Genomic DNA, 12,103 nt, shown 5'->3' on the forward strand with positions numbered 1-12,103 from the left:
ACGAAATGCAAACGCAAAACATCAAAAAAATCGTTCTGGCTTACTCCGGTGGTCTTGATACCTCGGCAATCATTCCATGGCTGAAAGAGAACTACGGTGGCTGTGAAGTGGTCGCTTTTGTGGCGGATATCGGTCAGGAGCGTGGCGATCTGGAAGGTGTTGAGAAGAAAGCGCTGCAGTCTGGCGCCTCGGAATGCCACGTTGTCGATCTGCGTGAAGAGTTTATCAGCGACTACGTTTACCCGGTGCTGCAGACCGGTGCGCTCTATGAAGGCACCTATCTGCTCGGCACCTCAATGGCCCGTCCTATCATCGCGAAAGCGCAGGTTGAGCTGGCACTGAAAGTAGGCGCGGATGCGCTGTGCCACGGTGCAACCGGTAAAGGGAATGACCAGGTGCGTTTCGAAACCACCTATACCGCCCTGGCACCGCAGCTGAAAGTGGTTGCCCCATGGCGTGAATGGAACCTGCGTTCGCGTGAAGCGCTGCTGGACTACCTGAAAGAGCGCAACATCCCGACCACCGCCTCACTGGAAAAGATCTACAGCCGTGATGAAAACGCCTGGCACATCTCTACCGAAGGCGGCGTGCTGGAGAGCCCGGCCAATGCGCCGAATAAAGATTGCTGGGTCTGGACCGTCGATCCGCTGGAGGCGCCCGATCAGCCTGAAGAGGTGACCGTGACCGTCGAGAAGGGTCGTGTTGTGGCCGTTAACGGCGAAAAACTGAGCCCGTTCCAGTGTCTGGAAAAACTCAACGAGCTGGGCGCAAAACATGGTGTCGGCCGTATCGACATCGTGGAAAACCGTCTGGTCGGGATTAAGTCCCGTGGCTGCTACGAAACCCCGGGCGGCACCATCATGGTCAGCGCGCTGCGTGCCGTTGAACAGCTGGTACTGGATCGCGACAGCTTCAAATGGCGCGAGCAGCTCGGCCACGAGATGTCCTATGTGGTCTATGACGGTCGCTGGTTTGCCCCGCTGCGTAAGTCGATTCAGGCTGCTGCCGAATCGCTGGCGGAAGAGGTAAATGGTGAAGTTGTGGTGCAGCTCTACAAAGGCCACGCGACAGCCACCCAGAAACGCTCGGCTAACAGCCTCTACTCGGAAGAGTTCGCCACCTTTGGCGAAGATGAGGTTTACGACCACCGTCATGCAGGCGGCTTCATCCGTCTGTTCTCGCTCTCTTCACGTATCCGTGCGCTGAACGAGCAGAAGAAGAAGTAATATTTCAGGCGAGGTGCGCCTCGCCTCACAGATTCAATCCAGGGGCGGCATTTATGCCGCCCCTTGTTTAACGATTCAGAGGAGTTTTCACATGGCACTTTGGGGTGGACGGTTTACTCAGGCAGCGGATCAACGTTTTAAACAGTTCAACGACTCGCTGCGCTTCGATTACCGCCTGGCAGAGCAGGACATTATTGGCTCTGTTGCCTGGTCCAAAGCGCTGGTGACGGTAAACGTGCTGACTCAGGATGAGCAGCAGCAGCTGGAAGCGGCCCTGAATACGTTGCTGGGTGAAGTGCGCGAGAATCCTGAGCAGATTCTGCAGAGCGACGCCGAAGATATTCACAGCTGGGTTGAAGGACAGCTGATCGACAAAGTGGGCGCGCTGGGTAAAAAACTGCATACCGGCCGCAGCCGTAACGACCAGGTCGCGACCGATCTGAAACTCTGGTGCAAGATGCAGGTTGAGGCATTACTGGGCGCGACACGCGATCTGCAGCAGGCGCTGGTCGTCACTGCGGAAGCGAATCAGGATGCAGTGATGCCGGGCTACACCCATCTGCAGCGTGCGCAGCCGGTGACCTTCGCGCACTGGTGTCTGGCCTATGTGGAAATGCTGGCGCGTGATGAGAGCCGTCTGCAGGATACCCTGAAGCGTCTTGATGTCAGCCCGCTGGGCTGCGGCGCACTGGCCGGAACGGCCTACGAAATCGATCGTCAGCAGCTGGCAGGCTGGCTGGGTTTTGCATCCGCCACGCGCAACAGTCTCGACACCGTCTCCGATCGCGATCATGTGCTGGAGCTGCTCTCTGATGCGGCGATCGGCATGGTTCATCTGTCGCGCTTCGCCGAAGATATGATCTTCTTCAACACCGGTGAAGCGGGCTTTATCGAGCTGTCAGACAAAGTCACTTCCGGCTCATCGCTGATGCCGCAGAAGAAAAACCCGGATGCGCTGGAGCTGATTCGTGGCAAATGCGGTCGGGTGCAGGGCGCACTGACCGGCATGATGATGACGCTGAAAGGTCTGCCGCTGGCGTACAACAAAGATATGCAGGAAGACAAAGAGGGGCTGTTTGACGCGCTGGACACCTGGCTCGACTGTCTGCACATGTCCGTGCTGGTGCTGGATGGCCTGCAGGTGAAACGTCCGCGCTGCCAGGAAGCCGCAGAGCAGGGCTACGCAAACTCCACTGAACTGGCCGACTATCTGGTCGCCAAAGGTGTGCCGTTCCGTGAAGCTCATCATATCGTCGGCGAGGTCGTGGTAGCGGCCATCGGGCAGGGTGTGGCGCTGGAAGCCCTGTCGCTGGCACAGTTACAGCAGTTCAGTGCGGTGATTGACGACGATGTCTATCCGATTCTGGCACTGCAATCCTGTCTGGATAAACGTAATGCGCAGGGGGGCGTCTCGCCACAGCAGGTTGCCCGCGCCATCGGTGACGCGAAGCAGCGGCTGGCATAATCCGCAGGCAAAAAAAAGGCGGGCACAACAGATGCCCGCTAACCTCTAGCTTCAGAATTACTACTTTATTATAGGCACATCATCAAAGCGCCCGCTCTCCCGGCCGACGCTAAGATTCTCTTACGCTGACAGCAGGAACTGCTGCAGATCCTCACTGCCGCCAATATGACGACCGCCCATGAAAATTTGCGGCACCGTCGCCCGGCCTGATACGGCACGCAGACTTACGGTTGTGGCATCCTGACCCAGCACAATTTCTTCATACTGGATGCCATGATCCATCAGCATCTGTTTTGCCTGGGCGCAGAAGATGCAGCCAGGTTTCGTAAAGATGGAGACTGACTCCTGTGCTTTGCACTCCGGGGCCAGATAGCGCAGCATGGTATCGGCATCGGAGACCTCAAAGGGGTCGCCAGGCTTGTTCGGCTCAACGAACATTTTCTCCACCACGCCGTTACGTACCAGCATGGAGTAGCGCCATGAGCGCGGGCCAAAACCGAGATCGGCTTTCTCAACCAGCATCTCCATACCTCGGGTGAACTCGCCGTTGCCATCAGGAATGAAGGTAATATTGTCTGCCCGCTGTTCGGCTTTCCAGGCGTTCATCACGAAGGTGTCATTGACCGAGACGCAGAGAATCGTGTCCACGCCATGTTGGGCAAACAGGCCCGCTAGTTCGTTGTAACGCGGCAGATGACTGGATGAGCAGGTAGGGGTAAAGGCACCCGGCAGGGAAAAAACAATCACCGTTTTGTCTTTGAACAGCGATTCTGTGGTGACATCGACCCAGCGGTCGTCCTAGCGCGTATGAAACGTGACGGACGGAATGGCTTTACCTTCCTGACTTGCAAACATTTTTTCTCCTGATAACCCCTTTCCATTTGATGCGCGCATTATTCCGAACCGCCCTTGATAGGGCCAATCGTTCATTGCTATTCTATCTATCGCCACGGGCTATCGTGGTTTGGAGGGTAATAATGAATATTCGTGATCTTGAATATCTGGTCTCACTTGCTGAATATCGCCATTTCCGCCGTGCGGCAGATGCGTGTCATGTCAGTCAGCCAACGTTAAGCGGGCAGATCCGCAAGCTGGAAGATGAGCTGGGTGTGATGCTGCTGGAGCGTACCAGCCGTAAAGTGCTGTTTACCCAGGCCGGTTTGCTGCTGGTAGATCAGGCGCGCACGGTTTTGCGTGAAGTAAAAGTGCTGAAAGAGATGGCCAGTCAGCAAGGGGAAGCGATGTCAGGCCCGCTGCATATCGGCCTTATCCCGACCACCGGCCCCTACCTGTTGCCACAGATTATCCCGATGCTGCACCAGACGTTCCCGAAACTGGAAATGTATCTGCATGAAGCTCAGACGCAGCAGCTGCTGGCACAGCTCGACAGCGGCAAACTGGACTGCGCGATTGTGGCGCTGGTCAAAGAGAGCCAGGCCTTTATTGAGGTTCCGCTGTTTGATGAACCGATGAAGCTGGCGATCTACGAAGATCATCCGTGGCGCGACCGCGATCGGGTACCGATGTCCGATCTGGCGGGCGAGAAATTACTGATGCTGGAAGATGGGCACTGTCTGCGTGACCAGGCGATGGGATTCTGTTTTGAGGCGGGTGCCGACGAAGATACCCATTTCAGGGCAACCAGTCTGGAAACGCTGCGCAATATGGTGGCAGCAGGCAGCGGCATTACACTGTTACCGGCGCTGGCGGTTCCGCCGGAACGTATCCGCGATGGGGTCTGCTATCTTCCGTGCTACAAGCCGGTACCACAACGCACGATTGCGCTGGTTTATCGGCCGGGTTCGCCTCTGCGCAGCCGTTATGAACAGCTGGCAGAAGCAATCAAAACCCACATGCAGCACTATCTCGACACGACGTTAAAACAGGCGGTTTAGGCCGTTTAACGCCGCCACGCGATAGGCTTCCGCCATCGTCGGATAGTTAAAGGTGGTATTCACGAAGTACTCAATCGTGTTGCCACCATTTTTCTGCTCCATGATCGCCTGACCGATGTGAATAATCTCGGCGGCACGCTCACCAAAGCAGTGGATCCCCAGAATCTCTTTGGTTTCCCGGTGGAACAGGATCTTCAGGCTGCCGACGTTCATCCCCACAATCTGCGCCCGCGCCAGATGTTTGAACTGCGCGCGTCCCACTTCATAGGGCACTTTCATGGCGGTCAGCTGCTGCTCGGTTTTGCCCACAGAGCTGATTTCCGGAATGGTGTAGATACCGGTCGGGATATCTTCAATCAGATGCGCTGACGCTTCTCCTTTAATAATCGCCTGCGCGGCAATGCGGCCCTGATCGTAAGCGGCAGAGGCCAGACTCGGATAGCCAATCACGTCACCGACCGCATAGATGTGCGGCTGCGCGGTCTGATACATGCTGTTGACTTTCAGCAGGCCACGGCCATCCGCTTCCAGACCGACATTTTCCAGCGACAGGGAATCGGTGTTGCCGGTTCGGCCGTTGGCGTAAAGCAAACAGTCCGCTTTCACTTTCTTGCCGGATTTCAGGTGGATGATGACGCCATCTTCCACGCCCTCAATCTTCTCAAACTCTTCGTTGTGACGAATCACCACACCGCTGTTCCAGAAGTGGTAGGAGAGCGAGTCAGACATCTCCTGATCGAGGAACGCCAGCAGACGATCGCGGGTATTGATCAGGTCAACCTTGACGTTCAGACCGCGAAAAATCGAGGCGTATTCACAGCCAATCACGCCGGCGCCATAAATGATGACGTGTCCCGGTTCGTGATGCAGGTTGAGAATGGAATCTGAGTCATAGACGCGGGGATGGGTAAAGTCGACATCGTCAGGATGGTAAGGACGTGAACCACAGGCGATGACAAATTTCTCTGCCGTCAGCCGCTCACGCGTCCCATCAGGTTGTTCAATCTCAATGGTGTTGGCATCAACAAAATGCGCATCGCCCTGGTACAGTTCGCAGCGGTTACGCTCGTAGAAGCCCTGACGCATGGCCGTCTGCTGGCTGATCACGTTTTCCGTGTGATTGAGAATGTCGGCAAAAGAGGAGCGAAGGAGTCGGGTGTGATCGCTGTAAAGCGGGTTCTGATTAAATTCGATAATGCGACTGACGGCGTGACGGAGGGCTTTAGAGGGGATGGTGCCCCAGTGGGTGCAGCCGCCGCCGATGTTATGGTAGCGTTCGATCACGGCGATGCGCGCTCCCTGTTTTACCAGCCCCATCGCCGCCCCTTCACCGCCGGGCCCTGAGCCAATCACAATGGCATCGTAATCGTAAGACTTTTGCATACCGATACGTCCTATTATTTATACATTTTTACAACGAGATTCTAACATCTCGTCGCGCACTTCTGAATTCTATCAGCGATTTTCATCACAGTTTGACAAAGAGTGAGGTTCACAGGCGGTGACAAAGATTGCCAATCTGTACGCTGAAATTTTTGATATAGTGCCTGCCTAACACCGCTAAAGGCAGAGAGAATGGGCGTCAGAGCGCAACAAAAAGAACGTACACGACGTACACTGATTGAAGCAGCGTTCAGTCAGCTCAGCGCCGAACGCAGTTTTGCCAGCCTGAGTCTGCGGGAAGTTGCCCGCGAGGCAGGTATCGCACCCACCTCCTTTTATCGTCATTTCAAGGATGTCGATGAGCTGGGCCTGACGATGGTGGATGAAAGCGGGCTCATGCTGCGACAGCTGATGCGCCAGGCGCGCCAGCGTATCGCCAAAGGCGGCAGCATCATTAAAACGTCGGTGTCGACCTTTATGGAGTTCATCGGCAACAACCCCAACGCTTTCCGCCTGTTACTGCGTGAACGTTCCGGCACCTCCGCCGCTTTCCGTGCCGCCGTGGCGCGTGAAATTCAGCACTTTATCGCTGAACTGGCTGACTATCTTGAGGTCGAAAATCGCATGCCGCGCAGTTTTACCGAAGCGCAGGCTGAGGCGATGGTGACCATTGTCTTCAGCGCCGGTGCAGAAGCACTGGATGTTGATGCTGAGCAGCGTCGTAAGCTTGAGGATCGGCTGGTGTTACAGCTGCGTATGATCGCCAAAGGCGCCTATTACTGGTACCGCCGGGAGCAGGAGCGTCTCGCGGTTACCCTGGAAAAACCCGAAGAGTAATGAGTAAGGATCCGTCCATGACCCACCCGGCTTCCCGCGATAAAGGCACACTGGCACTGGCTTTTATTACCGGCTTAGCGATTAACGGCTCGTTTTCTGTGCTGTTCAGCGCCTTTGTTCCCTTTTCCATTTTTCCGCTGATTGCACTGGGCCTGGCGGCCTGGTGTCTGCATCAGCGTTACCTCAACACCAACATGCCGGAGGGGATGCCGGGCCTGGCAGCCGCCTTTTTCCTGCTGGGGATTCTGGTTTACAGCGCGCTGGTGCGGGCAGAATACCCGGACATGGGCTCCAACTTCATCCCCACTGTTCTGATGGTGGCGCTGGTGTTCTGGATTGCAACGCGATTTAAGCGCAAGCGTAATCAGTAAAAAAAACGGGAACCGCAGGGTTCCCGTTTTTGTTTATGCTTCAGGCTTTACGCGTCAGCAGAACACCGCATTCCATATGATGGGTGTAAGGGAACTGGTCAAACAGCGCCAGGCGCGCGATGTCGTGCGTTTGCGCCAGCGTCTGCAGGTTGTCGCTCAGGGTCTGAGGATTGCAGGAGATATAGAGGATGCGCGGATAAGCCTGCACCATCTTCACTGTCTCATCATCCAGTCCGCTGCGCGGCGGATCGACAAAAATCGTCTCGCAGTCGTAGCTGGTCAGATCAATGCCTTCCAGACGATTAAAGCTGCGGACACCGTTCATCGCCTGGGTAAACTCTTCCGCCGCCATGCGAATAATCTGCACATTATCGATCTGGTTAGCGGCGATATTGTATTGCGCCGATGCCACGGAAGGTTTGGCGATTTCCGTGGCCAGTACACGGCGGAAATTGCGTGCCAGCGCCAGCGAGAAGTTACCGTTGCCGCAGTAGAGTTCCAGCAAATCCCCCTGTGAATCCCGGGTGACATCCAGCGCCCACTCCAGCATCTGAATATTCATTGCCGCGTTAGGCTGGGTAAAACTGTTTTCGACCTGGCGATAGATAAGCTCGCGGCCCGCCACCGGCAGACGTTCGTCAACGTAGTCGCGATCGAGACAGATTTTCGTTTTGGTCGCGCGGCCAATCAGCTGCACATCCAGCCCTTCTGCACGCAGCCGATCGCGCAGCGCGGCGGCGGCCTGCTGCCACTCGTCGTCCAGCTTGCGGTGGTAGAGCAGCGAAATGACAATCTGATTGCTCAGGGTCGAGAGATAGTCGATCTGGAACAGCTTGTGGCGCAGAGTACGGTTATCGCGGATCGCGGCGATCATCTTTGGCATCAGCTGGTTGATCAGCTGGCTGGCCGCAGGGAACTGATCGACACGGATCCGTTCGCGCGTCTGCTGATCGAAGATGATGTGATAGATATCATCACCGTCGTGCCACAGCCGGAACTCTGCGCGCATCCGATAGTGGCTGACCGGTGAACGGAACACCTCCACGTCGGGCGCAGCAAACGGCGTCATCATCGTCTCTAAACGACTGACTTTTTCCGCCAGCTGTGCGTCATACTCTTCAATGGGGAGATGTTCGGGTGTCATGAGCAATCCTGATTAATAGCTTACCAGCGGGCGATTGTAGGCATTCACTTGCTGATGTCCAGTCCCGCAGAGCGATGATTTCCGGCTATCTGGACTTCCGAATCGCCACTCCGTAGACTGCAGACGCCGGCCTCAGCCTGAGTTAATAGGGAATCCAGTGTAAATCTGGAGCTGACGCGCAGCGGTAAGGAATGTCGTGATGAGTGCAATAGCAGACACTGTCCTGCGGGATGGGAAGTCATCATCATTTATGGTTCCCAGCCCGAAGACCTGCCGGTGTAACGTCGCTACTCGTACAATCATCGCGTGCTATCGATTGTCGGCCTGCGGCATCCTGCTTCGTCTTATGGATGCGATTTAAAAATGATAAAAAAAAGTGTATCGCTATTCGCTCTGAGCGCAACGGCGGCTTCTCTCTGGGCGCAAAACGGGTTTGCTCAGGCAAATGATGAGACGCAAATCGTGACCGCTAACCGTTTTGCTGAACCTGTCTCTGGCGTACTGGCACCCACCACCGTCGTGACGCGCGATGAGATTGAGCGCTGGCAGGCTAAAAGCCTGGCGGATGTGATGCGCCGTCTGCCGGGTGTCGATGTGGCGCAAAACGGCGGATTAGGTCAGCAGAGCTCCCTGTTTATTCGCGGCACCGAGTCCCGCCATGTCCTGATCCTGATTGATGGCATCCGGCTGAATCAGGCCGGAATCAGTGGTTCGTCCGATCTCAGCCAGATTCCGCTGACCCTGGTGCAGCGTATCGAATATATCCGCGGGGCACGTTCTGCCGTCTACGGTTCTGATGCCATTGGCGGCGTAATTAATATCATCACCGGCCGGTCGCAGCCGGGAACCACGCTGACGGCGGGCATGGGCTCCAATGGCTATCAATCTTATGATGGCTCTACCCAGCAGAGGCTGAGCGACGCCACAACGCTGACCCTGGCAGGCAACTATACCTACACCAGAGGATATGATGTGGTAGCGGGTTATCCCAGTAACTATGGCCCGGCACAGCACGACCGCGACGGATTCATGAGCAAAACCCTCTATGGCAATCTTGAGCATCAGTTCAGCGATGAGCTGAGTGGGTTTGTGCGCGGCTACGGATTTGATAACCGCACCGCCTATGACGGGGCATACAGCTACGATGAGAGTTATACCAACATCATCGGTCTGCCGGACACCCGCCAGCTCTACAGTCAGACCTGGGACACCGGTTTACGCTTTAACCGTGATTTCTACTCGACTCAGCTCATCGCCAGCTATGGGCATACCAAAGATATCAACTACGACCCGCGCAATGGCCGCTACGGTGCCGCCTCTACGTTTGATGATGTCACCCAGTACAATCTGCAGTGGGGCAACACCGTGCAGGTGGGGCAGGGCGCCATCAGCGCCGGTGTCGACTGGCAGAAAGAGACCACTGAGCCAGGCACCAATACTCTGTCAGAGGGGTATGAACAGCGTAACACCGGCCTCTACCTGACCGGCCAGCAGCAGTTCGGCACGGTTACGCTGGAAGGGGCGGTACGCGGTGACGATAACAATCAGTTCGGCTGGCATAACACCTGGCAGACGGCAGCTTCCTGGGAGTTTATCTCGGGCTACCGTGCATTCGCCTCTTATGGCACCGCCTTTAAAGCGCCGAATCTGTCACAGGTTTACAGCCCGGTTTATGGTAATCGGGACCTCGAACCGGAAAAAAGTACACAGTGGGAAGGCGGCTTTGAAGGGCTGAGCGGGCCGGTCAGCTGGCGCGTGTCGGGCTACCGCAATGACATCGATAACCTGATTGATGGCGATCCGGCGACCTTCCGGTACTACAACATTAAGCAGGCGCGTATTAAAGGCGTGGAAGCGACGGCAGGCTTTGATACCGGGCCACTGACGCATCAGCTCTCTTATGATTATGTCGATGCGCGGGATGGCAGCACCAACCAGCCGCTGGTTCGCCGGGCAAAACAGCAGGTGAAGTATCAACTCGACTGGACGCTGTATGACGCGGACTGGTCCGTGACCTATCACTATCTGGGCGACCGCTACGATACGGATTTCAACAGCACGCCCAGCCGCCGCGTCAGGGAAGGTGGCGTCAGTCTGTGGGATCTCGCCGTCTCATATCCTGTCACTTCACAACTCACAGTTCGTGGTAGAATTGCCAACCTGTTCGATAAAGATTACGAGACAGCGTATGGCTATCAGACTCCAGGACGAGAGTATTACCTCAGCGGCAGCTACAGCTTCTGATTTGCGACCCACCGTGCTGGTATTTGACTCCGGCGTCGGTGGGCTTTCTGTCTATGATGAGGTCCGTCAGCTACTGCCGGATCTTCATTATCTCTACGCCTTCGATAACGCCGGCTTCCCTTATGGTGAGAAAAGCGAATCCTTTATCGTGGAGCGGGTGGTCGCCATCGTTGAGGCCATTACCCGCCGCACGCCTCTCTCATTAGTCATCATCGCCTGCAATACCGCCAGCACGGTTTCGCTGCCTGCATTGCGTGAACACTTTTCGTTTCCTGTTGTAGGCGTCGTTCCGGCGATTAAACCGGCTGCGCGCCTGACGCGTAATGGTGTCGTGGGCTTGCTGGCGACAAGAGCAACCGTTCGCCGTCCTTATACCCATGAGCTGGTGGCACAGTTTGCTGGCGCCTGCAAAATTGAGATGCTGGGATCGGCGGAGCTGGTGGAGCTGGCAGAAGCCAAGCTGCATGGCGGGGAAGTGGCACTGGATGAGGTAAGGCGTATTGTTCAGCCATGGCTGCGGATGGCGGAACCGCCTGACACGGTGGTTTTAGGCTGCACTCACTTTCCTTTACTGCGTGAAGAGCTGCAACAGGTCCTGCCGGAAGGAACGCGCCTGATTGATTCCGGTGCGGCAATCGCCCGACGTACGGTCTGGCTGCTGGAGCATGAAGCACCTGAGGTGCGTTCCTCACAGCAGAACGTCGCGTTCTGTACGGAGCTGGATGGCGAAGCGGTACAATTATCACCCGTTTTACACCGTTATGGCTTCCCGTTGCTGGAAAAACTGGCGCTTTAGGGGCTTTTAGCTGAAAAAAACAGCACTCGGAATTTTATTTGAAATTAGCACTTGTCAGCCTCCGAGAACTCCCTATAATGCGCCTCCACTGACACGGCACAACGGCTTACGAAGCGTCGCGTTAAGTGGTTCGAAATCATACGAACCAGTGAGTTAAGCGAAAATAAATGCTTGACTGACAATGCGGAAAGCGTAATATACGCAGCCCGCGCCGCAGGAAAACGCGGCACTGCTCTTTAACAATTTATCAGACAATCTGTGTGGGCACTCGCAGGATTGATATCAGCGTCCCCGGACGCACAAAAATATCAAAGCCTCACGAGTGAACACATAATGAAATTCATTATGACGTTTTACAGATGAGCACCGCTGAACTGGTTTCAGCAAATCAAACTTTAAATTGAAGAGTTTGATCATGGCTCAGATTGAACGCTGGCGGCAGGCCTAACACATGCAAGTCGGACGGTAGCACAGAGAGCTTGCTCTTGGGTGACGAGTGGCGGACGGGTGAGTAATATCTGGGGATCTGCCCGATAGAGGGGGATAACCACTGGAAACGGTGGCTAATACCGCATAACGTCGCAAGACCAAAGAGGGGGACCTTCGGGCCTCTCACTATCGGATGAGCCCAGATGGGATTAGCTAGTAGGCGGGGTAATGGCCCACCTAGGCGACGATCCCTAGCTGGTCTGAGAGGATGACCAGCCACACTGGAACTGAGACACGGTCCAGACTCCTACGG

General features: G+C 55.7%; 9 protein-coding genes, 1 rRNA gene, 1 pseudogene and 1 riboswitch. Of the genes and pseudogenes, 8 read left to right on the plus strand and 3 right to left on the minus strand.

The window, feature by feature from the left end; all coding sequences use genetic code 11:
- The first annotated feature begins 5 nt into the window (after positions 1-5).
- Entirely contained in the window at positions 6-1,226 is a 1,221-nt protein-coding gene (locus tag CKF42_RS17075; RefSeq protein WP_009088006.1) for an argininosuccinate synthase, read from the plus strand.
- A gap of 91 nt (positions 1,227-1,317) precedes the next feature.
- Entirely contained in the window at positions 1,318-2,691 is a 1,374-nt protein-coding gene (gene argH / locus CKF42_RS17080) for an argininosuccinate lyase (protein WP_009088004.1), read from the plus strand.
- Between the two features lie 120 nt (positions 2,692-2,811).
- On the opposite strand, the pseudogene CKF42_RS17085 reads toward argH, so the two are convergent.
- Positions 2,812-3,546, minus strand: a pseudogene (locus tag CKF42_RS17085) (glutathione peroxidase).
- Positions 3,547-3,668: 122 nt separating this feature from the next.
- Here CKF42_RS17085 and oxyR point away from each other — a divergent pair.
- Complete coding sequence (gene oxyR, locus CKF42_RS17090; protein WP_009088000.1) at positions 3,669-4,586, plus strand: DNA-binding transcriptional regulator OxyR; 918 nt, start codon at positions 3,669-3,671, stop codon at positions 4,584-4,586.
- On the opposite strand, the gene sthA is transcribed toward oxyR, so the two are convergent.
- Complete coding sequence (sthA, locus tag CKF42_RS17095; protein WP_009087998.1) at positions 4,569-5,969, minus strand: Si-specific NAD(P)(+) transhydrogenase; 1,401 nt, start codon at positions 5,967-5,969, stop codon at positions 4,569-4,571. The genes oxyR and sthA overlap by 18 nt on opposite strands.
- A gap of 192 nt (positions 5,970-6,161) precedes the next feature.
- Here sthA and fabR point away from each other — a divergent pair, with 192 nt between their 5' ends.
- Together fabR and CKF42_RS17105 are read left to right on the plus strand one after the other, a co-directional pair.
- Complete coding sequence (gene fabR, locus CKF42_RS17100; RefSeq protein WP_009087996.1) at positions 6,162-6,806, plus strand: HTH-type transcriptional repressor FabR; 645 nt, start codon at positions 6,162-6,164, stop codon at positions 6,804-6,806.
- Positions 6,807-6,823: 17 nt separating this feature from the next.
- Positions 6,824-7,177, plus strand: coding sequence for a YijD family membrane protein (locus CKF42_RS17105; protein WP_009087994.1), 354 nt, complete (start codon positions 6,824-6,826; stop codon positions 7,175-7,177).
- A 40-nt stretch (positions 7,178-7,217) separates the two neighbouring features.
- Here the strand turns inward: CKF42_RS17105 and trmA are convergent, their stop codons facing one another.
- A complete protein-coding gene (gene trmA / locus CKF42_RS17110) occupies positions 7,218-8,321 on the minus strand; it encodes a tRNA (uridine(54)-C5)-methyltransferase TrmA (protein WP_111208717.1) in 1,104 nt (367 codons plus the stop codon).
- 110 nt (positions 8,322-8,431) lie between these two features.
- Positions 8,432-8,614, plus strand: a riboswitch (cobalamin riboswitch).
- A gap of 70 nt (positions 8,615-8,684) precedes the next feature.
- On the opposite strand from trmA, the gene btuB reads away from it, so the two are divergent.
- From btuB to CKF42_RS17125, 3 genes are all read left to right on the plus strand, one after another.
- Positions 8,685-10,565: a TonB-dependent vitamin B12 receptor BtuB gene (btuB, locus tag CKF42_RS17115; protein WP_111208718.1), complete on the plus strand. Its 1,881-nt coding sequence runs from the start codon at positions 8,685-8,687 to the stop codon at positions 10,563-10,565.
- Complete coding sequence (murI, locus tag CKF42_RS17120) at positions 10,510-11,361, plus strand: glutamate racemase (RefSeq protein WP_111208719.1); 852 nt, start codon at positions 10,510-10,512, stop codon at positions 11,359-11,361. The genes btuB and murI overlap by 56 nt, the downstream gene beginning before the upstream one ends.
- A gap of 397 nt (positions 11,362-11,758) precedes the next feature.
- Positions 11,759-12,103: ribosomal RNA gene (locus CKF42_RS17125) — 16S ribosomal RNA — on the plus strand; the annotation flags it as partial.

This window comes from Pantoea sp. ARC270, assembly GCF_003236725.1.
In the GTDB taxonomy this organism is placed as follows: Bacteria; Pseudomonadota; Gammaproteobacteria; order Enterobacterales; family Enterobacteriaceae; genus Pantoea; species Pantoea anthophila.

Bases quoted from the DNA above. Each gene is read 5' to 3' on its own strand.
- CKF42_RS17075 (WP_009088006.1), top strand. From the start codon at position 6: ATGCAAACGCAAAACATCAAAAAAATCGTTCTGGCTTACTCCGGTGGT.
- argH (WP_009088004.1), top strand. From the start codon at position 1,318: ATGGCACTTTGGGGTGGACGGTTTACTCAGGCAGCGGATCAACGTTTT.
- oxyR (WP_009088000.1), top strand. From the start codon at position 3,669: ATGAATATTCGTGATCTTGAATATCTGGTCTCACTTGCTGAATATCGC.
- sthA (WP_009087998.1), bottom strand. From the start codon at position 5,969: ATGCAAAAGTCTTACGATTACGATGCCATTGTGATTGGCTCAGGGCCC.
- fabR (WP_009087996.1), top strand. From the start codon at position 6,162: ATGGGCGTCAGAGCGCAACAAAAAGAACGTACACGACGTACACTGATT.
- CKF42_RS17105 (WP_009087994.1), top strand. From the start codon at position 6,824: ATGACCCACCCGGCTTCCCGCGATAAAGGCACACTGGCACTGGCTTTT.
- trmA (WP_111208717.1), bottom strand. From the start codon at position 8,321: ATGACACCCGAACATCTCCCCATTGAAGAGTATGACGCACAGCTGGCG.
- btuB (WP_111208718.1), top strand. From the start codon at position 8,685: ATGATAAAAAAAAGTGTATCGCTATTCGCTCTGAGCGCAACGGCGGCT.
- murI (WP_111208719.1), top strand. From the start codon at position 10,510: ATGGCTATCAGACTCCAGGACGAGAGTATTACCTCAGCGGCAGCTACA.